Origin of the sequence: Thermoactinomyces sp. CICC 10735 (assembly GCF_016055175.1) — a bacterium.
GTDB classification, from domain to species: Bacteria; Bacillota; Bacilli; order Thermoactinomycetales; family Thermoactinomycetaceae; genus Thermoactinomyces; species Thermoactinomyces vulgaris.
Genome location: NZ_JAECVT010000002.1, coordinates 108,661 through 134,219, shown reverse-complemented (window position 1 = coordinate 134,219; position 25,559 = coordinate 108,661). Strand labels below are relative to the sequence as shown.

At 49.7% G+C, this 25,559-nt stretch carries 26 protein-coding genes; 24 read left to right on the top strand and 2 right to left on the bottom strand.

Annotation, left to right across the window (positions count from 1 at the left end; translation table 11 throughout):
* Positions 1-17: 17 nt before the first annotated feature.
* Positions 18-1,658, bottom strand: a complete 1,641-nt coding sequence (locus I8U23_RS03815) for a putative polysaccharide biosynthesis protein (RefSeq protein ID WP_037994909.1) — start codon at positions 1,656-1,658, stop codon at positions 18-20.
* Positions 1,659-1,844: 186 nt separating this feature from the next.
* Between I8U23_RS03815 and I8U23_RS03810 the strand changes: the two genes are divergently transcribed.
* From I8U23_RS03810 to spoVM, 20 genes are all read left to right on the top strand, one after another.
* On the top strand, positions 1,845-2,738 hold the full coding sequence (locus tag I8U23_RS03810) for a YicC/YloC family endoribonuclease (protein ID WP_037994906.1): 894 nt from the start codon (positions 1,845-1,847) through the stop codon (positions 2,736-2,738).
* Between the two features lie 114 nt (positions 2,739-2,852).
* Positions 2,853-3,119, top strand: coding sequence for an extracellular matrix/biofilm regulator RemA (gene remA / locus I8U23_RS03805; protein WP_037994904.1), 267 nt, complete (start codon positions 2,853-2,855; stop codon positions 3,117-3,119).
* Between the two features lie 13 nt (positions 3,120-3,132).
* Entirely contained in the window at positions 3,133-3,741 is a 609-nt protein-coding gene (gmk, locus tag I8U23_RS03800; protein ID WP_037994901.1) for a guanylate kinase, read from the top strand.
* An 18-nt stretch (positions 3,742-3,759) separates the two neighbouring features.
* Complete coding sequence (gene rpoZ / locus I8U23_RS03795) at positions 3,760-3,954, top strand: DNA-directed RNA polymerase subunit omega (protein ID WP_037994899.1); 195 nt, start codon at positions 3,760-3,762, stop codon at positions 3,952-3,954.
* 208 nt (positions 3,955-4,162) lie between these two features.
* Complete coding sequence (gene coaBC / locus I8U23_RS03790) at positions 4,163-5,368, top strand: bifunctional phosphopantothenoylcysteine decarboxylase/phosphopantothenate--cysteine ligase CoaBC (protein WP_037995121.1); 1,206 nt, start codon at positions 4,163-4,165, stop codon at positions 5,366-5,368.
* On the top strand, positions 5,358-7,808 hold the full coding sequence (priA, locus tag I8U23_RS03785) for a primosomal protein N' (protein WP_037994898.1): 2,451 nt from the start codon (positions 5,358-5,360) through the stop codon (positions 7,806-7,808). The genes coaBC and priA overlap by 11 nt, the downstream gene beginning before the upstream one ends.
* Positions 7,809-7,834: 26 nt before the next feature.
* Complete coding sequence (gene def, locus I8U23_RS03780; protein WP_037995118.1) at positions 7,835-8,305, top strand: peptide deformylase; 471 nt, start codon at positions 7,835-7,837, stop codon at positions 8,303-8,305.
* Positions 8,306-8,325: 20 nt separating this feature from the next.
* Entirely contained in the window at positions 8,326-9,249 is a 924-nt protein-coding gene (fmt, locus tag I8U23_RS03775) for a methionyl-tRNA formyltransferase (protein ID WP_037995116.1), read from the top strand.
* Positions 9,242-10,609, top strand: coding sequence for a 16S rRNA (cytosine(967)-C(5))-methyltransferase RsmB (gene rsmB / locus I8U23_RS03770; RefSeq protein WP_037994896.1), 1,368 nt, complete (start codon positions 9,242-9,244; stop codon positions 10,607-10,609). Before fmt ends, rsmB begins: the two co-directional genes overlap by 8 nt.
* 129 nt (positions 10,610-10,738) lie before the next feature.
* The gene (locus tag I8U23_RS03765; protein WP_198050780.1) at positions 10,739-12,319 is read left to right on the top strand and encodes a spore germination protein; all 1,581 of its coding nucleotides are present in this window, start codon (positions 10,739-10,741) and stop codon (positions 12,317-12,319) included.
* A complete protein-coding gene (locus tag I8U23_RS03760) occupies positions 12,309-13,454 on the top strand; it encodes a GerAB/ArcD/ProY family transporter (protein WP_037994891.1) in 1,146 nt (381 codons plus the stop codon). Before I8U23_RS03765 ends, I8U23_RS03760 begins: the two co-directional genes overlap by 11 nt.
* On the top strand, positions 13,444-14,598 hold the full coding sequence (locus I8U23_RS03755) for a Ger(x)C family spore germination protein (protein ID WP_037994889.1): 1,155 nt from the start codon (positions 13,444-13,446) through the stop codon (positions 14,596-14,598). Before I8U23_RS03760 ends, I8U23_RS03755 begins: the two co-directional genes overlap by 11 nt.
* Positions 14,599-14,759: 161 nt before the next feature.
* The gene (gene rlmN / locus I8U23_RS03750; RefSeq protein WP_198050779.1) at positions 14,760-15,800 is read left to right on the top strand and encodes a dual-specificity RNA methyltransferase RlmN; all 1,041 of its coding nucleotides are present in this window, start codon (positions 14,760-14,762) and stop codon (positions 15,798-15,800) included.
* A 117-nt stretch (positions 15,801-15,917) separates the two neighbouring features.
* Entirely contained in the window at positions 15,918-16,670 is a 753-nt protein-coding gene (locus I8U23_RS03745) for a Stp1/IreP family PP2C-type Ser/Thr phosphatase (protein WP_037995113.1), read from the top strand.
* Positions 16,671-16,703: 33 nt separating this feature from the next.
* Positions 16,704-18,371 (top strand): Stk1 family PASTA domain-containing Ser/Thr kinase, encoded by a 1,668-nt coding sequence (gene pknB, locus I8U23_RS03740; RefSeq protein ID WP_198050837.1) that lies wholly within the window; start codon positions 16,704-16,706, stop codon positions 18,369-18,371.
* 26 nt (positions 18,372-18,397) lie between these two features.
* The gene (rsgA, locus tag I8U23_RS03735; RefSeq protein ID WP_037994884.1) at positions 18,398-19,291 is read left to right on the top strand and encodes a ribosome small subunit-dependent GTPase A; all 894 of its coding nucleotides are present in this window, start codon (positions 18,398-18,400) and stop codon (positions 19,289-19,291) included.
* Positions 19,291-19,950 (top strand): ribulose-phosphate 3-epimerase, encoded by a 660-nt coding sequence (rpe, locus tag I8U23_RS03730; protein WP_037994881.1) that lies wholly within the window; start codon positions 19,291-19,293, stop codon positions 19,948-19,950. The genes rsgA and rpe overlap by 1 nt, the downstream gene beginning before the upstream one ends.
* A 17-nt stretch (positions 19,951-19,967) precedes the next feature.
* Positions 19,968-20,516, top strand: coding sequence for an energy-coupled thiamine transporter ThiT (thiT, locus tag I8U23_RS03725; protein ID WP_037994880.1), 549 nt, complete (start codon positions 19,968-19,970; stop codon positions 20,514-20,516).
* Positions 20,517-21,179 (top strand): thiamine diphosphokinase, encoded by a 663-nt coding sequence (locus I8U23_RS03720; RefSeq protein WP_037994878.1) that lies wholly within the window; start codon positions 20,517-20,519, stop codon positions 21,177-21,179.
* A gap of 174 nt (positions 21,180-21,353) precedes the next feature.
* Positions 21,354-21,449, top strand: coding sequence for a stage V sporulation protein SpoVM (spoVM, locus tag I8U23_RS13700; protein ID WP_082240641.1), 96 nt, complete (start codon positions 21,354-21,356; stop codon positions 21,447-21,449).
* A 50-nt stretch (positions 21,450-21,499) separates the two neighbouring features.
* On the opposite strand, the gene rpmB is transcribed toward spoVM, so the two are convergent.
* Entirely contained in the window at positions 21,500-21,688 is a 189-nt protein-coding gene (rpmB, locus tag I8U23_RS03710; protein ID WP_037994875.1) for a 50S ribosomal protein L28, read from the bottom strand.
* Between the two features lie 215 nt (positions 21,689-21,903).
* Here rpmB and I8U23_RS03705 point away from each other — a divergent pair, with 215 nt between their 5' ends.
* From I8U23_RS03705 to sdaAB, 4 genes are read left to right on the top strand one after another with little or no spacing between them, the layout of a single operon-like run.
* Entirely contained in the window at positions 21,904-22,269 is a 366-nt protein-coding gene (locus tag I8U23_RS03705; protein WP_037994873.1) for an Asp23/Gls24 family envelope stress response protein, read from the top strand.
* Positions 22,270-22,280: 11 nt separating this feature from the next.
* A complete protein-coding gene (locus I8U23_RS03700) occupies positions 22,281-23,963 on the top strand; it encodes a DAK2 domain-containing protein (protein WP_037994871.1) in 1,683 nt (560 codons plus the stop codon).
* Between the two features lie 12 nt (positions 23,964-23,975).
* On the top strand, positions 23,976-24,845 hold the full coding sequence (locus tag I8U23_RS03695) for a DegV family protein (RefSeq protein WP_037994869.1): 870 nt from the start codon (positions 23,976-23,978) through the stop codon (positions 24,843-24,845).
* 31 nt (positions 24,846-24,876) lie between these two features.
* Positions 24,877-25,533 carry an L-serine ammonia-lyase, iron-sulfur-dependent subunit beta gene (gene sdaAB, locus I8U23_RS03690; protein ID WP_198050778.1) on the top strand — a complete coding sequence of 219 codons (657 nt, stop codon included), beginning with the start codon at positions 24,877-24,879 and terminating at the stop codon, positions 25,531-25,533.
* Positions 25,534-25,559 lie beyond the last annotated feature (26 nt).

Below are 25,559 nucleotides of genomic sequence, written 5' to 3'. Positions count from 1 at the left end.
GATGCCTTTTTATTTTTTTATGCAGTGATCCCCGGTTTTTCCGGTCTCAACAGCCCGGTTTTTTTCAGGAAGGACAAAATCAGATGGCCCTTGGGGAGTAGGCGGATTTCATTTTCGCCGATGGTTCGCGTCATCAACAAGAAAATGCCGTAGATGAGAACGGCCAAAATCCCCAAAACAACGCTCAGCAAGGCGTTCGATATACGCGAAATGTGCAAGGGATCAAACCATCCGGTTGTCAATGTATACAAGCCGATTAAAAAGATCCCCATCAATCCGCTGCACAGGGCCGGTTTGACAAACTGACGCGTGACATCGACGTGGATGCCGGTTTTTTTGACCACCATCCAAGTGTTTAAAAAGCAGACGATGATATATGCCAAAACCATGGAGACGGCAGAACCGGTAATGCCAAACCACGGCACGAAGACGAAATTTCCGGCCATTTTGCAAACCGCTCCGATCATCAAATGGCGAACCGGCAATTTATTGTAGCCCATTCCCTGAAGGATGCCGGAACTGGTGACCGCCAGGGTGCTGAAAATGGCGGAGAAAGCCAGAACGGACAAGGTCAGGGTTCCGCTGTCGTTTTGATACATCATGATATTTAACGGCCGGGCCAAAATGACGAGGCTGATGACGGACGGCAAGCTGACGATCAAGGTCATCAACCAGGCTTGTTTGACTTTGTGCTCGACCGCTTTCATCTCCTGTTTGGCAATATGGGCGGAGATGGTGGGAATCAGCGCCAAAGTCAACGAAGAGGAAAAGGTCGAAATCACATTGACAAAAGGTTCCCCGCGTCCGTAAATCCCGAACAGCGTGTTGGACATGCTTTCCGAATATCCCATATTCATCAATAACCGCGGGACGGTGAAGGAATCAATCAAGCCGATCAACGGCAGGACCAGGGAACCAAGTGAGATCGGCAAAGCATAAAGGACGATTTGCTTGGCCAGCCGGCCCAAGGGCTCTTTTGGTTTGGAGTCTTGCTCCGTGGTGACGGGTTCCTTTTTGAGTTTCTTTACGTCCCGGAAGTTATACCAAAGCACGACGGCCAGCCCGCCCAGCGCCCCGGCAAAAGCTCCGGAAGTGGCTCCGGCGGCGACCAGTTCTTGCGAAAATTGTGCTTCAACCATCCAGTATGTAAGACCGATCACCACACCCACGCGAACGATTTGTTCCACAACTTGCGAAATGCCGGTTGGCATCATTTGTTGATGTCCTTGGAAATATCCACGGTAAACCGCCATCACCGGAACAATCAAAATGGCCAGGGCCAAAACTTTCAAGGAAGACTCGGTCGGCGGGTTGTCAAGCAACACATGGGATATGAATTTTGCTCCGAAAAATAAAATGCAAAAGGCGACCAATCCGGTCAGGCTCAAAATGATGGAAGCCGCTTTTAATACCCGCCGGGCCCCCAAACGATCCCCTTGGGCCAGCCGTTCCGCAACAAATTTGGAAACGGTGATCGGGATTCCGGCGGAGGCGATCATGAGCAAGATCGTGTAAAATGGGAAAGATATGCGATAAAGACCAACGGTTTCGTCCCCGGCAATATTTTGAAACGGGGCCCAGAACAAAGCACCGAGAATTTTGGTGAATAACGTTGCAATGCTTAATATAACGGTTCCTTTGACGAGTTTATTTGCCATTTTCCTTCTTCCTTTAATTTTAAAATTTATATGGATTTATTCTATCAGGAATCCGTCCGGAAGCATACAATCGATTGGGCGAGAATCGTAAAATAAAATGAAATTCTGCGTCCATCCTCCGTTTGATTTCACCAGAGCAAGTTCATTATCATTAAGATGAACAATGAGATGGAGAGGGCTGGATAGATGGGTACGATAACAAATGCAGTCAGTATGACAGGATATGGACGCGGCGAAATCGAAAGGGACGGAGTCCGGATTGTCACCGAGATTCGCACGATGAACCATCGTTTCCTCGATATGGTGATCCGCATGCCAAACAGGTGGATGGTACTGGAAGATTTGATCCGGAAAAAAGTCCAGCAAGTGATCCGCAGAGGCAGAGCGGACATTTTTGTCACCATCGAAGGGATGAAGCCCCCCGAACGAAAAGCGGAAGTGGATTGGAACCTGTTGGAGAGTTTTATTTCTGCCGGCAAAACTTTAAATGAAAAATGGGGGATTGCTCCCGGATTAACCATGGCGGATTTGATCAACAAGCCGGAGCTGTGGCTGATTGAGGAAGTGAAGCCTTCGGTGGAGGAGTATGAAGAGTCCGTTTTGGCTTCGGTGGAGACGGCTTTAACGTCTTTGAAAAAAATGCGAAGACAAGAAGGCATCCATTTGAGCCGGGATCTGATGAAGAGAGTGGACTGCCTGGATGAGTATGTGGAGGAAATGGAAGAGCTCGCTCCCGAGGTGAGCCGGCATGTCGGAAACAAATTGCGGAAGCGGCTGGAGGAATGGCTGGGTCATTCTGACATTGATCCCGACCGGATCTTGACGGAAGCGGCGATCTGGGCGGAAAAAGCGGATATCACCGAAGAGTTGATCCGGTTGAAAAGCCATATGGACCAATTTCGAAAAACGTTGGAAAAAGAAGAACCAATCGGGCGGAAACTGGACTTTTTGATCCAGGAAATGAACCGGGAAGTCAACACCGTCGGCTCCAAAGCCAACTTAAAGGCGATCAGCAAGTATGTCATTGAATGCAAAAGTGAACTGGAAAAAATGAAAGAACAGGTGCAAAATATTGAGTAATACATTGATTATTAAGGGGAAACGGTCTAAAATAGCGTAGTAGGCAATCAATGGTTTAAGAAATTCAGGCTCTTTCCCAACGAATATTGAACATGGGTGAGGAGGCACTTTGATTTGGGTATTAAATTAATCAACATTGGATTTGGAAATATTGTATCTGCCAACCGTATTGTATCGATTGTCAGTCCGGATTCGGCTCCCATCAAACGGATCATTCAGGAAGCGAGGGAACGCGGTGTCCTGATTGATGCTACATATGGACGCCGGACCCGGGCGGTCATCATCACGGACAGCGACCATGTCATTTTATCCGCGGTTCAGCCGGAAACGGTGGCTCACCGTTTGGCGAACAAAGAGCAACATGAAGAAATTGTGGAGTAGGAAGGGCTTTGAGATGAAAGCAAATTATGTCAATGAAGGGCTTTTGGTTGTGATTTCCGGACCTTCCGGTGTCGGGAAAGGAACGGTTTGCAAAGCATTGCGTGAAATGATGCCCGAACTGACGTATTCGATTTCCGCAACCACCCGTTCCCCCCGTGAAGGAGAAGTGGATGGAGTCAACTATTTTTTCAAGTCCGTCCAAGAGTTTGAAAAAATGATTGAAGAAGATGAACTGATTGAATGGGCTCAATATGTGGGAAACTATTACGGCACGCCCCGGCACTTCGTCGAGGAGACACTGGCAAAAGGCCGGGATGTCGTTTTGGAAATTGAAGTGCAAGGTGCCATGCAGGTGAAGGAAAAATATCCGCAAGGCATTTTCATCTTTTTGGTTCCCCCTTCGTTTGAAGAGTTGCGTCAACGGATCATCCATCGGGGAACCGAAAGCGAATCGGTGTTGAACCTCCGGCTTGAAGCGGCAAGCGATGAATTGAAACAAATCGATCAATACGATTATGTCGTCATCAACGATGAAGTGGACAAAGCTTGCGAACGGATCCGCGCCATTGTGATGGCGGAACATTGCCGGACGGATCGGTTGAAAATCAGTGAAGACGCGTAGTGGATGGAGGGTTTGATCATGTTATATCCATCGATCGATTTATTGATGCAAAAAGCGGACAGCAAATATTCATTGGTGGTGTTGGCGGCCAAACGGGCCCGGAGCCTGTTGGAAGGTGAAAGCACGCAATTGGAGCCCAAATCCCAAAAATATGTGGGAATGGCGTTGGAAGAGATTGCAGCTGATATTCTCGTCCCGACATCACGCGAATGAAAAATAACAACCTGTACAGGTTGTTATTTTTCTATGTGGCACTCATCCTTCATTTCACCATTCATTCCCAGCGGTTGTTTGGATTGGAACAGGCGAAGGGATGTGGTGGCAGAGGGCGAAAGAGCGTATTGATCCGGTGCACCGTGTCACACGGTGCACGGCGTTTGTGGTCCCGATTGCGGACGGATCGAAGAGAGGAGGAAACATCATCGTGAAGGGAAAACGAATTGGATTGGGCATCACCGGAGGCATTGCAGCTTACAAAGCGGCGACCGTGGCAAGTCAGTTGACCCAGCGCGGAGCGGATGTCCGTGTCATCATGACCGGGTCAGCGACGAAGTTTATCACTCCTCTCACTCTGCAGGTGTTATCGCGGAACCATGTAACGGTGGACACGTTTGACGAGCACCGGCCGGAAGTGGTAAATCATATTGACTTGGCGGATCATGCCGATTTGTTCGTGATTGCTCCGGCCACGGCAAACATCATTGCCAAAATGGCTCACGGCTTGGCCGATGACATGTTGTCCACCACGTTACTTGCGACCCGGGCGCCCGTTGTTTTGGCGCCGGCAATGAATGTCAATATGTATGAAAACCAGGCAGTGCAAGAAAACATCGCGATTCTGAGAAAAAGGGGCATTTTGTTCATTGAGCCGGGCGAAGGACAACTGGCTTGCGGTTACGTCGGCAAAGGGCGCATGGCGGAACCGGAGCAGATTGTCAAATGGGTGGAGCACTTTTTCTCCAATCGCCGGCTTTTGGCGGGAAAAAAGGTTTTGATCACGGCCGGCCCCACGTTGGAACCCATTGATCCGGTCCGCTATATCTCCAACCATTCTTCGGGAAAAATGGGATTTGCCTTGGCGGAAGCGGCCCGTGAGGCAGGAGCGGAAGTGATTTTGATCACCGGCCCGGTCTCCTTGAAAACGCCTCTCGGGGTCCGGCGGGTGGATGTCCGGCGAACGGGCGAAATGAAAGAAGCCGTCCGGAAACATTTGCCGGAGGTGGATGTGATTTTCAAGGCGGCCGCCGTTTCGGATTACCGTCCCAAAGAATTTATGGAACAAAAAATGAAAAAAACCAAAGACGAGATGACGTTAAACCTGGTCAAAACGGAAGACATCGCCAAATGGGTCGGAGCGCACAAAAAGCCGCATCAATTATTTGTGGGCTTTGCCGCCGAAACCGAAAATCTGGAAGCTTATGCAAGTGACAAATTAAAACGAAAAGGGATGGATTACATTGTGGCCAATAATGTAACCATGCCCGGAGCCGGATTTGGCAGCGACACCAATATTGTCACGGTGTATGACCGGCACGGAAAAGTTTTTTCCCTGCCCCGGATGAGTAAATTGGAGGTGGCACGGAAGTTGATGACCTTGGTTGGGGACTGGTTTGCAAATGATTGCTGAAGTGATCGTGGATGTGCCGGCTCAGGCCGCAGACCGCCCGTTTGATTATTTGATTCCAAAAGAGCTGGAACCGGATATCCGTGTGGGCAGCCGGGTCCATGTTCCTTTCGGGAACCGCAAGCTGATCGGATATGTTGTGAAAATCAAAGAGAAGGCGGAAACCAAGCGGGTGAAACCGGTTATCGAAGTGATGGATTTCATCCCGCCTCTTACGCCTGAACTGGTTGAGCTGGCCGCCATGATGGCGGAAGAATATATGTGCCACACGATTACCGCTCTGCAATCCATGGTGCCGGCGGTTTTGAAAGGAAAGTACCAAAAAGTGGTTCGTTATGCGGATAATCAGACGGACGAGATCGCAGACGATCTGTCTCTGATTGATTGCGAACCTTTTTTGACCCGGTTGAAAGAGAAAGGCGAGTGTACCTGGGATGAGGCGTTATCGCTTGGCATGAGTGCCTCCCGGTTGCGAAAACTTGCCGCCGTCGGACGGATCATTCTGGAAGAAAGAGTGGGAGACCGGGTGACCCGGAACAAGGTGACCTGGGTGTTTCCCAAAAGCCGGGAAACCCTGCTCCAAGCTTTGGAAGGATTGAGCAAAAGGGCAACGCGCCAGCGGGAAGTGCTCCGATATTTTTTGGCTCAAGAAAGCGAAATTCCGCTTCCCCGGTTGCTCAGTGAGCTTCAAGTATCCCGTTCGACGATCCAAAGCCTTGTCCAAAAAGGAATTTTGATGGAAGAGGAGCGGGAAGAATTCCGGGATCCTTATCGGCATCAACAATTTCAAAAAACCAAGCCGCTTCCTTTAACCGGCGAGCAGCAGAAGGCTTATGACGCCATGATGGAATCCATCCGTGAGAACAAGCCCCGTACCATCTTGTTGCAAGGGGTGACCGGAAGCGGAAAAACCGAAGTTTATCTTCAAGTGATTGCGGAAGTTTTGCGGCGGGGACGGGAAGCAATTGTGCTGGTTCCGGAGATCTCCCTCACCCCGCAGATGGTGGAACGGTTCAAAGGCCGCTTCGGTGATCAGGTGGCGGTTTTGCACAGCCGTCTGTCCGGCGGCGAACGGTATGATGAATGGCGAAAAATCCGCCGCGGGGAAGTGAAGGTGGCCATCGGTGCCCGGTCCGCCATTTTCGCACCGTTTCAACAGCTTGGATTGATCATTATTGATGAAGAACATGAGTCTTCCTATAAACAAGAGGAAAATCCCAAATATCACGCGCGGCATGTTGCACAGTGGCGGATTCAAAAACACGGGGCAACCTTGGTATTGGGTTCCGCCACGCCGTCGTTGGAGAGTTACAAGCAAGCTTGCGAAGGGCATTTTCACCGGGTGGAGTTAAAAGAACGGGTTCACGGACGCCCCTTTCCGGAGATGAAAGTGGTGGATATGCGAAAGGAGCTGGCCGACGGCAACCGGTCGATGTTCAGTGCATGTTTGCGGCAGGAACTGACCCGGTGCCTGGACCAAAATGAGCAGGCGGTGTTGTTTTTAAACCGGCGCGGCTTTTCCACTTTTGTCATGTGCCGGGAATGCGGCGAATCGGTGATGTGTCCCCATTGTGACATTTCGTTGACTTATCACCAGACGAACCGGACGGTGCGTTGCCATTATTGCGGATATGCGGAGCGTGTGCCGGAAGTTTGTCCGTCATGCGGCAGCAAATATATCCGCCATTTCGGTGTCGGAACGCAAAAAGTGGAGCAGGAATTGGTCCGCCATTTTCCCGGTATCCGCGTGATCCGGATGGATGTGGACACCACCAGTCGCAAAGGGGCGCACGAACAGCTCTTGAGCCAATTCGGGAGAAAGCAGGCGGATGTTTTGCTTGGAACCCAGATGATTGCCAAAGGGCTGGATTTTCCAGATGTTACATTGGTGGGGGTCATTGCGGCGGATTCGATGCTTCATTTGCCCGATTTCCGCTCGGCGGAACGCACATTTCAATTATTGACTCAGGTCAGCGGCCGGGCAGGACGGCATGAAAAGCCGGGAAAAGTGGTGATCCAAACCTATAGTGCCGATCACTACAGCATCCGGATGGCAGTCCGCCGCGAGACGGAACGTTTTTACCGGCAGGAAGCGGAAGTCCGCAAAAAACATTTTTATCCCCCTTATTGCGGATTGTTTTCTTTTTTGATCAGTCATCCGGACCGGGTGAAGGTGATGCGTGCGGGGCAAGAGCTGGCTTTTCACCTCGGAAAGGATTTTCCGTCCGATTGTGAGCTCTTGGGACCGGTACCGGCTCCCATTCCGCGGATCAAAGACCGTTACCGCATGCAAATGTTGATTAAATATCCGCCCGGCAGCCCGTCCGTTCAGTGGTTGAAACACCGGGTGAGAGAAATGCTTTATTCGATGGAGGATCCCCAATTGAAAATCAGTTTGGACCGGGATGGAATGGAATCGTTGATTCCGGCCACTGCTTTATAAAGAAAAGACAGGAAAGGAGCTTGATGATGGCAATTCGCAACATTGTTCAATACCCGGATCCGGTCTTGAAGAAAAAAGCCCGGCCGGTCCAAAAATTCAACGCACGGCTTCACAAACTGCTCGATGACATGGCAGAAACCATGTATGATGCAAAAGGTGTCGGGTTGGCGGCTCCGCAAGTCGGGATATTAAAAAGAGTGATTGTTGTCGATGTCGGGGAAGGGTTGATGGAAATCGTGAATCCCGAAATCGTTGAGAAGAAAGGGGAACAACTTGCTCCGCCGGAAGGGTGCTTGAGCATTCCCAATCTGTTGGGGGAAGTGCGGCGGGCACAATGGGTGAAAGTCACCGGGCAGGACCGGGACGGAAATCCGGTTGAAATCGAGGCGGAAGGTTATTTGGCCCGGGCATTGCAACACGAAGTGGATCATTTAAACGGTGTATTGTTTATTGATATTGCTGACCGCGTATTCCGTCCGGAGGAGGAATTGGATTGAGCAAAGCCAGAGTGTTATTTATGGGCACGCCGGATTTTGCTGTGCCCTCTTTGCGTTTGTTGCTGGAAGAGAAGGATCAGGTGGAAGTGATCGGGGTGGTGACCCAGCCGGACCGCCCCAAAGGCAGAAAAAAAGTGTTAACGCCGCCCCCGGTCAAGGTGGAAGCCATAAAACATGATCTGCCGGTGTTCCAGCCGCAAAAATTGAGATCAGAAGAAGCCATCCGTCAGGTTTTGGAACTTCAGCCGGACTTGATTGTGACCGCGGCATACGGACAAATTTTGCCGGAGCCGGTTTTAAATGCCCCCAAATACGGATGCATCAATGTTCATGCCTCGTTGTTGCCCAAATACCGGGGAGGGGCTCCGATCCACCATGCCATTATCAACGGGGAAAAGGAAACCGGGGTGACGATCATGTACATGGTCAAAGCGCTGGATGCCGGGGACATGCTCTTGCAACGGGCGATTCCGATCACCTCCGGGGATAATGTGGGGACCATGCATGATAAATTGGCAAATCTTGGCGCAGAATTATTAAAAGAAGTTCTTCCTTCCATTCTGGACGGCACGGTGCAGGCCGTTCCTCAAGATGATGAGCAGGCGACTTTTGCCCCCAATATCACCCGCGAAGATGAAAAAATCGACTGGGAACGAACTGCTCAGGAACTGGATTGTCAAATCCGCGGCTTGTGCCCGTGGCCGGTGGCCTATACATTGTGGAAGGGAAAACCGTTTAAAATTTGGAAGGCTTCGGTGGTGAATGAAGAAACCCAAGGCGAGCCCGGCACGGTAATCCGGCTTGATAACAATGGCATTGTGGTGGCCACCGGCAAAGGATTGCTGCGATTGACGGAGGTACAGCCTTCCGGAAAAAAACCCATGCCGGCCAGGCAATTTATCAACGGCCGGCAGATGAAGGCAGGAGATCGGTTCGGTGACTAAACAAAGGGAGGTCAATGCCCGGGAAACCGCTCTTTCCATTTTGGAGAAATGGGAAGAAAGACAAGCATACAGCAATTTGCTTTTGAATCAGGCGCTGCAAGCGTCCCCGTTGAATGAGAAGGACAAGCGCCTGGTGACTGAACTGGTTTATGGAACGATCCAACGGAAAAACACACTGGATTGGATTTTGAACCAGTTGGTGAAAAAAGGTGTCGGCTCTTTGGAACTCTGGGTCCGCCAATTGTTGCGGCTCGGGATTTATCAATTGCTTTATCTGGATAAGATTCCGGAGCGGGCGGCGATTTACGAAACGGTGCAAATCAGCAAAAAGAGGGGGCACCGGGGCATCAGCGGCCTGGTCAACGGGGTGTTGCGTTCTTTTTTAAGGAACCGGCACCGGTTGACACCGAAAAAGAATCCGCAAACCCTGGCGGAAAAAGCGGTTTCGTATTCCCATCCCGAGTGGATAATCGAACGGATGGAACAGGCATACGGGGAGGAAGAAACGAAAGCGGCATTGCTTTCCAATCACCATCCCCCCCGGGTGAGTGTCCGGGTGAACAGGCTGAAGATGGATCCGGATGTATTCATCAAAGAGTGGAATGCAACCGGAACCGGCCAGGCAGAGGCATCCGGAATCGCACCGGAAGGGGTCACGATTTCAGGCGGTGGAAACCCGGCGTTCACCCCGTGGTTCCGGGAAGGGTATTGCACCATTCAAGATGAAAGCTCGATGTTGGTGGCGCGAGTTTTGGCGCCGGCACCCGGAATGAAGGTGTTGGATGTCTGCGCGGCTCCCGGAGGGAAAACGACGCATTTGGCGGAATTGATGGGGAATCAGGGACACATTGTGGCCTGTGATGTCCATGACCACAAACTTTCCCTGATCCGGTCCAATGCTTCGCGACTTGGAATTGATATTATTTCCGTCCGGCAACTGGACGGGCGGAACCTGCCCGGACCCTTTCAACCGCATACGTTTGATGCCATTTTGCTCGATGCCCCCTGTTCCGGATTGGGAGTGATCCGTCGCAAACCGGATTTAAAATGGGGCAAAGAAGCGGAAAATATTGAGGCGTTGGCACAATTGCAAAAAGAGTTGCTGGATGCGGCCGCCCCGTTATTGAAACCGGGCGGGGTTCTCGTGTACAGCACCTGCACATGGGAATCGCGTGAAAATTGGGAGCAGGTAGAGTCCTTTTTAAAAAGGCATCCGGATTTTTCCGGTGACAACACCTGGAAGGAAAAATTGCCGGACCCGTTGAAAAACCGGGTCCATTCGGGGGACGGTTGGATTCAAATCCTGCCGCACGATTTTTTAAGTGATGGTTTTTTTATTTCACGGATGATCAAACATTGATAATATGTTCAGGGTGGAGTGCGCCCATGTGCCATGAATCAGCGGGAACAACATCCCGCTGATTTTTTATTTCAATCCACGATGCATGATTTCCCGGGCTTGGTGGGAAGTTATGGATGGTGATGCTTGATGAGAAGACCGAATCGTTTCTTAAAAAGGGAATGCAAAAAGAAACAGAAGTTGGAAGAACATAATGAGCAACAATTAAATAAAGCAGTAAAAGAGGAAACACCCGTCTATCCGGATTTGGACCAAAACTTGGAATTTATCAAAAATGTTCTGGGTGATTCTTCAGATTTGGTGATTCGCGAATTCACGATTGACCAACCCCGGAAGAAAGCGGCCGTGATCTTTTTTGATGAGTTAATCAATAAAGAGTTGATCCAAAATTTTTTAATCCGGCCACTGATCAAGCTGGAAAAAACCGGGGCAGAGTTGTCGGATCCGTGGAAAGCGGTTGTCAACGAAGTGGAGGCCGGAGAGACGGAAGAAGTCGATCAGATGAGAAAAGTCTTGGAAGGTGTGTTGGGAGGGGACACCGTTTTATTGGTGGATGGTTCCGAAAAAGGGTTGATTGTCGGCTCGAAAGGTTGGGCCACCCGGGGTGTCGATGAACCACGGGCGGAACAAGTGGTGCGAGGGCCCCGTGAAGGATTGAGTGAAACCCTGAATTTCAGTTTGTCCATGATCCGCCATCGTCTGCGGGATCCATCCTTGCGTGTGAAGTATATCCCGGTGGGAAAAAGGACAAAGACGACGGTTGCCGTCTTGTATATTGAAGAGATCAGCGAAAAATACATCGTGCAAGAAGTGGAAGAGCGGATCAAACGCATCAAAATCGACGGGATTTTGGAAGCTGGTTATATTGAAGAGATGATTCAGGATCAAATGTGGACGCCGTTTCCGCTGTTACAAAACACGGAAAGGCCGGACACGGTCGTCTCGCATTTGTTGGAAGGGAAAGTGGCCGTGCTGGTGGACGGAGCCCCCCAAGCGCTGATTGCCCCGGCGGTATTCAGCCAGTTTTACAACAGTCCGGAGGATTATTACGAACGTTATTTGATATCGACGTTCCTGAGGCTTATCCGTTTGCTCAGTTTGTTTATCGCATTATTGTTGCCGGCGCTTTACATTGCTTTCATTTCGTTTCATCCCGAAATGATCCCTTCCGACCTGATGCTTGCGATGGCTGCGGGGCGGGCCACCGTGCCGTTTTCGGCGATTGTGGAGGCATTGATCATGGAAATCAGTGTGGAAATTTTGCGGGAAGCAAGCATTCGCCTCCCGGGACCAATCGGGCCGACCATCGGGATTGTCGGGGCGCTGGTCATTGGAAACGCGGCGGTGACCGCCGGATTGGTTTCCCCCGCCTTTGTGATTGTGGTCGGTTTGACGACAATCAGTTCGTACGCCAATCCCAATTACAACGCAGCCATTTCGATCCGTCTGCTTCGCTTTCCGTTCATGATCGTCGCAGCGATGTTCGGGTTATTTGGCATCATGATCGGATTGATGCTTTTGCTTTTGCATCTGGTCCAGCTCCGGTCTTTTGGCGTTCCGTACATGTCTCCGTTTGCCCCCTTGAATTTGAGGGATCTCAGAGACTCCCTGATCCGCATCCCGTGGCCGTGGATGAAAAAACGACCGACCATCTATCAGACACATAATAAAATCCGCTTGAAAGAGGGAGGGACCAAAGATGGATCGTAAAACCGCATCCAAACAAGTCATCACTTCCTATCAGGCTTTCACGCTTCTTTATTCAACCATTTTTGGAGCCGGTGTCTTGAGTTTGCCAAGGTCGGTCGGGGAATCGGCCGGAAACGATATGATTTGGGTGATCCTTTTGTCCGGGGTGGTCGTGGCGATCCTAGTGTATTTGATAACCAGACTTTGTCAGCGGTTTCCCGGAATGACACTGGTGCAGTTTGCCCCTTACATTTTGGGATCCCGAAAAAGAAAGTGGGTCGGATATGTCATCAGTTTTCCCTTTTTGTTGATGGTGGCACTTTTTTTTGTCATGGGGACGGCGTCAGTCGTGCGCATTTTTGGGGAAACCGTCGTGACGACCATGTTGCCGCGCACCCCCGTGGAAGCCGTGATGCTTATTTTTCTTTTGGCGGCGGCTATTGGTGCGGGAAGTGATCTCGGAGTGATTGCCAAATTGAACGAGTTTTTGTTCCCGATCACGTTGATCCCTTTTTTGTCCATGATATATGCCTTGTTTCAAAGCGGGGAAATCACCAACATTCTGCCACTCTTTCAACTGGATCCGATGGTCTTGCCGAAAGCGTTGATGGGAGGCGCTTTTGCTTTTGCCGGATTTCAAGTGGTGATGATTTTTTCCGGGTTTTATCAACAACCGGAGAAAATGAAAAAAGCAAATATGATTTCCATCCTCGCCATCACCATTTCGTATTGGTACTTGTGTGCCATTTCCTTAAGTGTTTTTGGAATTGACGAGGTGAATAATTTGATGTTCCCCGTCTTGGAAGTGGCCAAAGTGGTCAAGATGGAAGACATTTTATTTGAGCGGATCGAATCCGCCATTTTATCAATTTGGCTGGTTGCGGGTTATACATCGGTGGTCAATTTGTTTTCGGCTTTGGTTCAAATCATCATCGAGTATTTTCGCCTCTCCGAACGGTACCGCCGCTGGATTGCTTTTCTCGCCGTCCCGGTTTTTTTGTACTTGGCATTGATTCCGGAGAATACACAGGAAGTGGGGATTTATGCCGATCGGATCGGGCTTTATGATGCCGTCATTTCCGTCATCATTCCGGTGGTTTTGTTGTTGGTTGCCGTGATTCGCAAAAAGAAAGGAGAAGTTCGCGATGAAATTTAATCTTCTCCAAAGAAAAAGATGGGTGATCATTCTTTCAGTATTCTCACTGCTGTTGACCAGCGGATGTTGGGATGCGATCGAAATTGAAAAACGGGCCGTTGTGGTGGCATTGGCGGTGGATCAAAGCCCGTTGGGGCATAAAGTGTCAATCCAAATCCCGAACCCCCGCAAAACCGTCGGCGGCGGTGGCGGTGAAGACGATGGGGGTGGAGGCGGAGGAGCCGGAGCTGTCGAATTATTTTCGGAGGAAGGACGCACCCTCCAGGAAGCATTCATGCAAATCGAGAATGAAACCAATTTCCCTTTGTTTACGGGACACACTCAAATTTTGTTGATCGGTGAGGAGTTGGCGAAAAACGGGACCAGGGATTTGATTGAAGGATTGAGGCGAAATCAACAAATCCGGCGCCATTTGTGGCCGGTGATCATTCAAGGCGAGGCGAAGAATGCCTTGGACGTTCAGGTTCGTCTCGAAGAAATTCCCATTGATTATTTGCGGGAATCGATCGAAACCGGAATCAAAAATGGGCGTTTTCCGTCGATGGTTTTGGGGGAGTTTTTTGAGGAATTGTCCAATCCGGCCAAACGGGCACCGATCTTGAATGTTTTCCGCGTCTCCGATAACCGCTATGTTTGGAACGGAATCGGCATTTTTAAAGATGACCGCCTGCTCGGGGTTTTGAAACCGCCTTTGGTCAATGCATTGCTAAATGTCCGGGAACACAAACCCGGATGGCCGGTGATGATCGATTGCCCCCAACAACAGAAAGGGCAAATTGTGTTTTACCCCAAATCATCCTCCAGCAAAATTCACATTTCGGACAAGGAACCGGCGATCGATGTGAACGTGAGCGTGGAAGGAGAAATTACCGTCAAAGAGTGTACTTCGTATAAGCTGGATCAACCGCAAAAATACCAGATGCTCAGTAATATGGTTCAACATGAATATGATAAATCTGCGAAAAAGCTGATTGATCTGGCCCAAAAAGAGTACAATACAGATATCTTTGCCTTCGGCAAATTTGTGAATGCATACTACCCGAAACTGTATCACCGGTTGAACTGGGAAAAAGACTTTTCCAAAATACCGATCCGCATCCATTATGACGTGGACTTGCGAAGAGCCGGGTTGGAGTCGAAGTGACACAGGGGGGAGGAGAAGCCGCAATATCTGTCAGAAAGGACACAAAAATCTTCACGAGCTGTCCCTTTTCTTTCATTAGGACTATGATATAATAAGAAAAGTTTTGAACAGGCGTTCCCTGTTCAAGATGGATGGCTAGTTAGGAATTGGTGAGATCATTTATGAAACCTTTTGCATACGATTTGACTTATGAAATGTGGATGGAATGGATGAAAGAAAGGAATCAACCGGCATTCCGGGCCAAACAGGTGATGGATTGGCTTTATGTGAAACGCGTTGATTCATTCCGGGAGATGACGAATCTTCCCAAAACGTTGAGGGAAACCTTGGAGGAGCATTTTCATCTGGCACCGCTTCAAATCATCACCCGCCAGGTTTCCAAAGACGGTACGGTGAAATTCTTGTTTGGTTTGCATGACCAACATGCCATTGAGACCGTGGTCATGCGGCACAATTACGGAATCAGCGTTTGTGTGACAACCCAAGTGGGTTGCCGGTTGGGATGTACGTTTTGTGCATCCACACTGGGCGGATTGAAACGGAACCTTTCCAGTGGTGAAATTGTCGCGCAAGTGATGATGACTCAAAAATATTTGGACCAAACGAATGAAAGAGTAAAATCGGTTGTTGTCATGGGTTCCGGTGAGCCTTTTGAAAACTACGATGCCACCATGCGTTTTGTTCGCACGATCAATGATTCGCATGGTTTAAATATCGGGCAAAGACATATTACCGTTTCCACCAGTGGAGTGGTGCCAAATATTTATCGGTTTGCCGATGAAAATTGGCAAGTGGGTTTGGCCATTTCTCTGCATGCGCCCAATCAGGAATTGCGCAAGAAATTGATGCCCATCAGCCGGAAGTACCCGCTCGCTGAACTTTTGGAAGCGTGTTGGTACTACATCAATGAGACCGGACGCCGACTCACTTTTGAATACGCCTTGATCGGCGGGAAAAACGACCAGGATGAACATGCCCACGAACTGGGGCAACTGCTTCAAGGGAAAAATTGTCTGGTCAATTTGATTCCGGTTAACTACGTTCCGGAACGCAATTACACCCGGACGCCGCGGGAACAAATTTTTGAGTTTAAACGGATTTTGGACTCATATCATATCAATACAACCATCCGCAGAGAACAAGGACATGACATTGATGCGGCATGCGGACAATTGCGGGCCAAACACAACCAGTCAAAATGAAGAATTTTTCGGGCGGCATGCAATCGATTCCCGAGGAAAACGCGAAGGTTGAGAAACGTCATTTCCTCTTTATTGCATTTCAACCAAGGGAAACTGAAAGGGAAAGGGGTAACCGGAATGGAGCTAGCTCGGCGCACAGACATCGGACGTGTGCGTGATCTGAACGAAGACAGCACAGGTCTGATTGTGACCAAATCCGGGGCTGTGATTGCCATTGTTGCGGATGGAATGGGCGGGCATCAAGCTGGAGACGTAGCCAGCAGCAAAACCGTGGAAACCATTGAACAGGTGGTCTCAGCCCAACCCTTGGATATATCTACGGATGAAAAAAGTGACTTACTTCTTCATGCAGTAGGAAAAGCGAACGAAACCGTATATAATATGGCAGCTGAGAATAACCAATATAAAGGGATGGGTACAACGGTGATCGCATCCATTGTGGACACCAAAGAAGTTGTCTTGGCCCATGTTGGGGACAGCCGGGCATATATGCTGCATAATGGCGGGCTCTATCAATTGACCGAAGATCATTCCTATGTCAATCTTTTGAAAAAACATGGGCAAATCACCGAAGAAGAAGCGGCGAATCATCCGCAACGCAATATGATCGTCCGGGCAGTCGGAACCAGTGAAGAAGTGGAAGTGGATTTGATCAATACACCGTGGAATCAGGGAGACACGTTGCTCCTTTGCTCAGACGGACTGACTACAATGGTTAGCGAGAGGGAAATCGGGCTTGTCTTATCTTCCAGAACCATGTCCTTGGATGAGAAAGCGGATCAGTTAATAAAAATGGCGTTGGACGCCGGCGGAACAGATAATATTTCCCTTATCTTACTAAGGCATACAGGAAGGTCAGCGACATCTTAATCGGGTGCAAGGAGGAACGAGGTGACCATGCAGATGGAAGGGAAGAAGCTGGGGGGACGTTATGAAATCGTCAGCCGCGTCGGCGGCGGAGGGATGGCCGTTGTATACAAAGCAAAAGATGTGCTTTTAAACAGATATGTCGCCATCAAGGTTCTGAGTGAATCCCTCAGTAATGATTCGGAATTTATACGTCGATTCAGCCGGGAAGCCCAGGCTGCTGCAAGTTTGTCTCACCCCAATATTGTCAATGTTTATGATGTGGGGCGCGATCACTTTACGCATTACATCGTGATGGAATTGGTGGAAGGTCCGACCTTGAAGCAGTACATTCAGGAGCGCGGTCCACTGCCCGTTCAGGAAGCGGCAACGATTGCCGTTCAGATTTGTGACGGATTGGCCCATGCCCATGAGAATCAGATTGTGCACCGGGACATCAAGCCCCACAATATTTTGCTCGGTCCCAACGGGCGCGCCAAAGTGACAGACTTCGGAATTGCCCGTGCCGCCAGCTCGTCCACGATCACCCAACAAGGATCGGTGATGGGGTCGGTTCATTACTTTTCACCGGAACAAGCCCGGGGCGGGGTGATTGGCGAAAAATCGGACTTATATTCGTTGGGAATCGTATTGTATGAAATGTTGACCGGAAGAATTCCGTTTGACGGGGATTCAGCCATCAGCATTGCATTGAAACATTTACAGGAAACACCTGAAGACCCCCGGAAATATAACTCGAATATTCCGGATAATGTTGCGGAAATCGTCATGCGGGCCTTGAGCAAAAATCCGGAAGACCGGTTCGAATCAGCCCGTGACATGATGAAAAGCATCCAGTATGCGGTCCAATTGACGCCTCATATGGAAGCCAATTGGATGAATCACCAACGGAATCAAGGACAGGAAATGTTCCAGACGATTCCGTTGAATGAAGAATCGTCGAACAATGACGAACAATATGAGTCGCCGGTACAGCGTCCGGAGATTCGCTCCGGCAAAAAAGAACCGTCCCCGCAAAAGGGCCAAACGCAAGGGCTCGGGGAGCGCACGCTGACCAATCTGGAGCGGCTGAAGAATGTTTCCGGTGACAAAGAAAAAACGGTCCTGCAACGGACGGTTGTCTGGCTCGAAAATGTGCAAGCCAAGTTGCCCTGGTGGCAAAAGCTGTTATTTGGCCTCTTTACCATTGCAGTCATCGTCATGTTGAGCATCTGGGGCTTTACCACCGTTTGGGGACTGTTTACCGGGGATGGAAGTGATTCGGCCGGTAAACATCAGGAGCAATTGGTGGCCGATGATTTTGAAACATTGGATGAATTGAATGCTTTTATTAAAGAGCACGGTCTGCCAGAGGCTCAGGTTTCTTACGTATCCGGAGATTTAAATAAAATTGTGGAGCAAGAACCAAAAGCCGGAGATAAGATTGATTCTTCGACAGTGTTTAAGGTGAAAGTGGGCGCTGGCGATGTGACGGTTCCAAATTTTTTAGGTAAGTATGAATCGGCACTTCGTCAGTATAAAAATGCCAGTGATTTTAACTTTGAGCTTTGGAGATGCCCTGATTCCGGCGGGAAACCGGCTGATCATGCACAAGTGTATGATCAGGATCCCAAACCGGGCACGCCGATCGAAAAAGGGGCCACTGTGAAAGCATTCACTTATATCAAGACAATGCCTGAATGCAGAAAAATTGATTCTTGGTAAATGATGATGGAAAAAGGAGGTCTCCGATGCCCTTTGGACAAATCGTAAAAGCAATCAGCGGGTTTTACTACGTGCGCACGGATGAAGGGAAAGTGATTCAATGCCGGGCGCGTGGCGTTTTTAAATTTGAAAAGAAAAAGCTGACTCCGCTGGTTGGCGATTTGGTGGAAATCGAACAAACGGGGTTGGACGAAGGCGTGGTGACCTCCGTTCAACCCCGTTCTTCTGAATTAGTCCGTCCGCCGATCGCCAATGTGGATCAAGCGATTGTGGTGGGTTCCCTCAAACGTCCCCGTTTTCAGCCCATGCCGCTGGACCGTTTCCTGGTTCACGGGGAACGCGAAGGGTTGAAGATGGTTATTGTTTTGACTAAAAAAGACTTGGTGAAAAATGAACAAGAAATTGAAAAAATCCGGTCGGTATATGAACCGGCAGGTTATCCCGTTATTGAGACGAGCATCAAAACCGGAGAAGGAATTGATGAACTGAAACAACACCTCAAAGGAAAAGTCTCCGTTTTCGCCGGTCAATCCGGTGTCGGAAAGAGTTCTCTGTTAAATGAATTGCTGCCCGGGCAAAAGCTTGAAACCGGGAAGGTGAGTGACAAAATCGGGCGTGGGCGCCATACTACCCGGCAAGTGGAGCTGCTTTCTTTGCCGGAAGGAGGTCAAGTGGCGGATACGCCCGGTTTTAGCCAACTCCATTTCAAAGGCATGGAACCGGCTGAGCTGGGGGATTGTTTTCCCGAGATCCGCCAGCGCGCTCCGGAATGCCGGTTTCGAGGTTGCCTGCACATCAATGAACCGGATTGTGCGGTCAAAGAAGCGCTCCGTCAGGGACAGATGGACGAAAAGCGGTATCAGCACTATACACAGTTTTTGACAGAGATTAAAGAGGCATTGGAAAGGAGATATACCTGATGATTAAGATTGCCCCCTCGATATTGTCCGCGGACTTTGCCAATTTGAAAAAGGAGATTCAGGAAGTGGAAAAAGGCGGAGCCGACTGGATCCATGTGGATGTGATGGATGGGCATTTTGTGCCGAATATCACGATGGGGCCACTGGTTGTCGAAGCGATCCGCCCCCATACCGGTTTGCCCTTGGATGTCCATTTAATGATCGAAGAGCCGGACCGGTATATTGACGATTTTGTCAAAGCCGGGGCCGATTTGATCTCCGTTCATCAAGAGGCCTGCCGGCATTTGCACCGGACGGTTTCTTATGTGAAAGAACGGGGAGTGAAGGCCGGCGTGGTGATTAATCCGGCAACGCCCGTGCAAATGCTGGAACCGGTTTTGCCGGAGGTGGATCTGGTTTTATTGATGACGGTGAATCCGGGGTTCGGCGGACAACGGTTTATTCAAAATGTGTTGCCGAAAATCCGGGAGGTCCGGAAAATGTTGGACGAGCAGGGCCGGATGCATGTGGATATCGAAGTGGATGGCGGCATTCAGCCGGAAACGGCCCGCTTGGCGGTGGAGTACGGAGCCAATGTGTTGGTGGCAGGTTCGGCAATCTTCGGACAGAAGAAGCGGGCAGAGGCGATCAAAGCCATCCGGCAGGCGGCTGAAAAATAAACAAAAAGGTGGAGAAAATGGCGGGCAAAAAACTGGTCACAATGATTGAAATCGCAATGATGGCTGCAATTGCCATAGTACTTCATAAGTTGATGATTCCGTTTCATTTATGGCCCAACGGTGGTTCGGTGACCTTTTCCATGGTTCCGATTGCGGCAGTGGCTTTTCGCCGCGGGGCCAAAGCGGGGGTCATTTGCGGAGGAATCACCGGGTTGTTGTTATGGATGTTGGGAGGCACTGTGATTCATCCGGCTCAGGCCGTTCTGGACTACCCGCTTGCTTTCGGGGCCTTGGGGGTTGCCGGATGGGTCCGGATGGGTGAAGCAGCGAAAAGGCCATTGCTCTTCCTTTCTTTGGGACTTCTCTTGTCCGGCGGATTGCGGCTGACGGCCCATTTCCTGTCCGGGGTTATTTTTTTCAAAGCATTCACTCCCGCCGGCCAATCCGTCTATCTGTATTCGCTGGTGTATAACCTGTCGTACATTTTGCCGGAAGTGATCCTGACCTTCCTCATCATGGCGGGAATTTGCCGGTCGGCGCCGCAACTGATCAGAAGACAGGGATAGATGGTGAAGAGATTGGAAAAAAACAGGGTGGTTGTGATTGCCGGCGGTGATTTTACCCGTTTTGAGGCGGGACTCATTCGTCCGGAAACGGATCTGATTATTACGGCGGATGCAGGGGCCATGAGCCTGGAAGCACACGGATTGGTTCCGGATATTGCCGTGGGGGATTTTGACACCACGGGCATTGGCTATATCGAAACGTTGAAGCAAAAGGGAGTGCGGGTTATTCCGCTTCCCGCCGAAAAAGAAGTGACCGATTTACATTTTGCTCTCCTTTGCGCCATCCGGCAAAAACCGAACGAAATTTTGATCCTGGGAGCGCTGGGCGGAGACCGGGCGGACCATATGCTGGCCAACATCGGATTGTTGGAATGGTTAAAGGAAGAGGGCAAAAATGCAACCATGCTTCATCCTGCGAACCGGTTGCGGTTGCTTTCGGGACCGGGAAAGATGAGGATAGACAGCAAAGATTTTCAATATGTTTCGTTGCTTCCGGTTTCCCGGAAAGTGACCGGGATTGAGACGGACGGATTGAAATATCCGCTCAAAAAGGAAACGTTGTACCGGGGACGAACCCGGGGGATCAGCAATGAGTTGGTGAAAGTGCCGGCTTTCGTTTCGGTTGAAAAAGGGATTTGTTTGGTGGTCGAAAGCCGGGAATAAACAAAACCTGCGGTGTGCCGCAGGTTTTTCTTGTTTCGGGAAGAAAAATTCAGGCTCGTCTTTCAGGATTTTTCCGGAGGTTCTAGGTACACATTCTCATCTATAGAATATAAATAAGTTGAAAAATAGGGTATTCTTCCTTTTGTCGATCCTGGTGAATTGTTGAAATGAGGGGTGATCCTGGTGAAATTTTACACGTTTAAATTGCCGAAGTTTTTGGGCGGGATGGTAAAAGTTATCCTGGCCGCTTTTAAAAAAGATCCGCAATAAAAAAAGAAACCACAAAAAAAGCACCTCTTCACGGTGCTTTTTTCCTGGCATTATACACGGGTAACCTTGCCGGATTTCAATGCGCGGGTGCTTACGTACACGCGCTTTGGTTTTCCGTCTACAAGAATGCGGACTTTTTGGACATTGGCGCCCCATTTTCTCCGCGTTTTGCGGTGAGAATGGCTTACTTTATTTCCAGCATGCCCTTGTTTTCCGGTTACAAAACAACGACGAGCCATGTCGACACCTCCTGTTTCTCACTCGTTCCAACCGATGAAACGTTACCAACCGGTAACTTTATGGACTAAACACCTGGTCATTTTAGCATACCTCCCCGCTGCTTGCAAGGAGTTGACAGGTTCAGTATGATGAATATTATTGCTCTTTTATTCGTTATGTTAATATTGTACAATTGACCTAGCTGGAATAAGTACCTCATTTGGGAGGAATCAAAATGAGCGTTGAAATAGCCACACAACTTGGACAGATTGAAGTGACCAATGATGTGATTGCCACGGTTGCCGGGATCGCGGCAATGGATTGTTACGGATTGGTCGGCATGGCATCACGCAGTCAATTGAAAGACGGGATTACGGAATTATTGCGAAAAGAGAACTTGAGTAAGGGAATCGAAGTCCGTGAAGAAAACGGCGAGATTGTGATCGATCTGTACATCATTGTCGGCTACGGCACCAAAATTTCGGAAGTGGCGAGTAATGTGCAGTCAAAAGTGAAATACACGCTCAGTGAAATTATTGGAGTCAAAGCCAATAAAGTGAACATCTTTGTACAAGGTGTTCGACTGGTGAATGAAGAGTAAGGAGGAGCATTGTGACAAAGCAACAAATCCATACATCACAGTTTTTACAGATGATGCGGGCGGGTGCCAGGGCACTCAACAAAAACGCAGAAAAAGTGAATGCATTAAACGTCTTCCCCGTGCCTGACGGTGATACGGGAACCAACATGAGTTTAACCATCAGTTCCGGTGTCAAAGAGATGGAAAAAGCTTCTGCAACCGCCGGGACCGTTGGGGAATTGGCGCAAGCGCTCGCAAAAGGTTTGTTAATGGGAGCACGAGGAAACTCCGGCGTGATTCTTTCTCAGCTATTTCGTGGTTTTTCCAAAGCAGTGGCGGATAAGGAGTTTATTTCGTCTCACCAGCTGGCCGATGCGTTTCAGCGAGGGGTCGATACGGCTTACAAAGCAGTGATCAAGCCGGTGGAAGGAACCATTCTGACCGTGGCGCGCGAAGCGGCAGAGGCTGGAAAGAAACAGGCGCTTGCGGCCGATGATCCGTCCGTTGTGATGAATACCGTTTTAACCGAAGCAAAAAAAGCGTTATCAAAGACCCCGGAGTTCTTGCCCGTGTTAAGGCAAGCCGGGGTGGTGGATGCCGGTGGACAAGGCTTGGTCTATATTTATGAGGGAATGCTTGCCGCCTTGAGAGGGGAAGAGGACGATGCTTCCGAAGTCCTCCCGGATGATCTGTCGTCCATATCGGATCTGGCTCATGAGTCGGCGCAGTCCAAATTGGATCCGGCTGACATTCAGTTCGGATATTGCACCGAATTTATGGTGAACCTGATGACGGACCGCCGGGAAACCGAAGTCTTTGAGGAGGCGGAATTCCGACGGGCATTGGAGCAATTTGGGGATTCCATCTTGGTCGTCTCCGATGACGAGCTGGTGAAAGTCCACATTCACGCCGAATATCCCGGAGACGTGCTGAACTTTGCAATGAAATTCGGCGACCTGAAAAAAATCAAAATTGAAAATATGCGCGAGCAATATGACGATGTGGTCAACAAAACACCGGCACCGAAGGCCAAAGCGGAAGAAAAGCCGGCTGAAAAGACTCCATATGGCATTGTGGCCGTCGCGTCCGGGAAAGGAATTGCGGACATTTTCCGTTCGATGGGCGCGGATGTGGTGATTGAAGGCGGCCAAACAATGAATCCGAGCACGGAGGATTTGGTTCGTGCCGTGGAACAACTCCATGCAGAGCATGTGATTATCCTCCCGAATAATAAAAATATTATTTTAACCGCAGAACAAGTGGGAGAAGTGGTGGGCCAGCCGGTGCATGTTTTGCCGACACGCACGATTCCGCAGGGGATGGCAGCGTTGTTGTCTTTTGATGCAACCGTTTCGCCTGAAGAAAACAAGGAGAATATGACGGAAGCTTTCCAAGAAGTGAAATCGGGCGAAATCACCGTGGCTGTACGTGATTCCCAAGTGGATGGGTATCAGATTGAGCAAGGAAATTATCTTGGCATCCTGGAAGGCAAAATCGAAGTCGTCGACAAGGACTTAAAGCAAACGTCCTTGGCTTTGCTGGCTGACATGATTGAAGAGGACACGGACATTGTGACGATCTTCTATGGAGAAGCGTTGGAAGAAGCTGAGGCACAAGACCTGGTGCAAACCTTGGAAGATCAATATCCCGATGTGGAAATCGAATTGTATGACGGCGGTCAGCCGGTTTATTACTACTTGTTTGCGGTTGAGTAAGGGGAGGATCAAATGGGGAACGTTAAAATCATTACAGACAGTACGGCAGATATTCCCAAGTCACTTGCAAAAGAATTGGACATCACGGTCATCCCGATCAATGTGCATTTGGATGGGGAATCTTATCAGGACGGAATCAACATCACTCCGGATGAGTTTTATCTGAAAATGAGCCGGACGGATCAATTGCCAACCACTTCACAACCTTCTCCGCTGGATATTGTCAGCGCGTTTAAACGAGCCGTTTTTGACGGGGCCAAAGAAATCATATCTTTTCATATTTCATCGAGAATGAGCGGGACTTATCAATCTGCTTTGCTGGCAAAATCAATGGTGGAGGAAGAATATCCCGATGTCAAAATAGAAGTGGTTGACACCAAAACCGTCACCTACTGTTTGGGGGTGATTGTCGTTCTGGTGGCGCGTGCCGCCAAAGAAGGCAAGCCGTTTTCGGAACTGTTGTCCATGGCGATGAAGATCCGGCAGGAACAAAAATTGCTTGCTTTGGTCGATACCCTGGAATATTTGCATAAAGGCGGCCGGATCGGAAAAGCGGCTGCCTTTGTCGGTACCTTGTTAAACATCAAGCCCATCATTACTGTCAATGATGACGGGGAAGTGGAAGCTGTTGATAAGGCGCGGGGAAATAAAAAGGCGGTCCAAAAAGTGTTTGACGGTTTGAAAAAGAAAGCGTCGGGCCGTCCGGTTGCCTTGGCGGTGATCCATGCAGCCAAAAGAGAGCAAGCGGAACAATGGATGGCACGGGCTCAGGAACTGTTTGACATCCGGGAACAACATGTAGTGGATATCGGGCCTGCCGTGGGGACACATGCCGGGCCCGGAACCATCGGCTGCATCATTGTGCCCCTGGACCGGCTGTGAGCCGGGAAAGCAGTCTGAAGAGGTGGAGTTTATGAAATATCGGACGGTTTTTGATATTATCGGCCCGGTGATGATCGGGCCGTCCAGTTCCCATACGGCAGGTGCAGTCCGTATCGGCAGAGCGGCACGGACCATTTTCGGACGAAAACCGAGCCGGGCAGAGATTACATTGTACGGCTCCTTCGCCAAAACTTACCGCGGCCACGGGACGGATGTCGCTTTGGCAGGCGGATTGCTCGATTTTGACACTTTTGACAAGCGGATGGTGCATGCGCTTCAAATCGCCGAACAAGAAGGCATAACAATCCGCTTTCATGAATCCGATGAAATCACGGACCATCCCAACACGGCCCGGATCCGGCTGGAGGACGAAGCGGGAAGTCTGGAAATCGTCGGGGTATCCATCGGTGGCGGAAAAATGGAAATTGTGGAATTAAATGGTTTTGAACTTCGTCTGTCAGGGAACGGGCCGGTTTTGTTCGTATTGCATCAAGACAAATACGGAGCGGTCGCGCGTGTTGCCGGTGTCCTTGCCGAGCATCAAATTAACATTGCATTTATGCAGGTGTCGCGCAAGGAAAAAGGTTTGCAGGCACTGATGTCCATCGAGACGGATCAACCGGTGGACGAAAAGGTGCAAGCGGAAATTCGCGACTTGGAGGATATCCATGCTGTAACGGTTTTATAGTTTCACCACCGCCGTTTCTTCACAGA

Coding starts and splice junctions, on each gene's coding strand:
- I8U23_RS03815 (WP_037994909.1), bottom strand. CDS start 1,658: ATGGCAAATAAACTCGTCAAAGGAACCGTTATATTAAGCATTGCAACG.
- I8U23_RS03810 (WP_037994906.1), top strand. CDS start 1,845: ATGGGTACGATAACAAATGCAGTCAGTATGACAGGATATGGACGCGGC.
- gmk (WP_037994901.1), top strand. CDS start 3,133: ATGAAAGCAAATTATGTCAATGAAGGGCTTTTGGTTGTGATTTCCGGA.
- rpoZ (WP_037994899.1), top strand. CDS start 3,760: ATGTTATATCCATCGATCGATTTATTGATGCAAAAAGCGGACAGCAAA.
- priA (WP_037994898.1), top strand. CDS start 5,358: ATGATTGCTGAAGTGATCGTGGATGTGCCGGCTCAGGCCGCAGACCGC.
- def (WP_037995118.1), top strand. CDS start 7,835: ATGGCAATTCGCAACATTGTTCAATACCCGGATCCGGTCTTGAAGAAA.
- fmt (WP_037995116.1), top strand. CDS start 8,326: ATGGGCACGCCGGATTTTGCTGTGCCCTCTTTGCGTTTGTTGCTGGAA.
- I8U23_RS03765 (WP_198050780.1), top strand. CDS start 10,739: ATGAGAAGACCGAATCGTTTCTTAAAAAGGGAATGCAAAAAGAAACAG.
- I8U23_RS03760 (WP_037994891.1), top strand. CDS start 12,309: ATGGATCGTAAAACCGCATCCAAACAAGTCATCACTTCCTATCAGGCT.
- I8U23_RS03755 (WP_037994889.1), top strand. CDS start 13,444: ATGAAATTTAATCTTCTCCAAAGAAAAAGATGGGTGATCATTCTTTCA.
- rlmN (WP_198050779.1), top strand. CDS start 14,760: ATGAAACCTTTTGCATACGATTTGACTTATGAAATGTGGATGGAATGG.
- I8U23_RS03745 (WP_037995113.1), top strand. CDS start 15,918: ATGGAGCTAGCTCGGCGCACAGACATCGGACGTGTGCGTGATCTGAAC.
- pknB (WP_198050837.1), top strand. CDS start 16,704: ATGGAAGGGAAGAAGCTGGGGGGACGTTATGAAATCGTCAGCCGCGTC.
- rsgA (WP_037994884.1), top strand. CDS start 18,398: ATGCCCTTTGGACAAATCGTAAAAGCAATCAGCGGGTTTTACTACGTG.
- rpe (WP_037994881.1), top strand. CDS start 19,291: ATGATTAAGATTGCCCCCTCGATATTGTCCGCGGACTTTGCCAATTTG.
- thiT (WP_037994880.1), top strand. CDS start 19,968: ATGGCGGGCAAAAAACTGGTCACAATGATTGAAATCGCAATGATGGCT.
- I8U23_RS03720 (WP_037994878.1), top strand. CDS start 20,517: ATGGTGAAGAGATTGGAAAAAAACAGGGTGGTTGTGATTGCCGGCGGT.
- rpmB (WP_037994875.1), bottom strand. CDS start 21,688: ATGGCTCGTCGTTGTTTTGTAACCGGAAAACAAGGGCATGCTGGAAAT.
- I8U23_RS03705 (WP_037994873.1), top strand. CDS start 21,904: ATGAGCGTTGAAATAGCCACACAACTTGGACAGATTGAAGTGACCAAT.
- I8U23_RS03695 (WP_037994869.1), top strand. CDS start 23,976: ATGGGGAACGTTAAAATCATTACAGACAGTACGGCAGATATTCCCAAG.
- sdaAB (WP_198050778.1), top strand. CDS start 24,877: ATGAAATATCGGACGGTTTTTGATATTATCGGCCCGGTGATGATCGGG.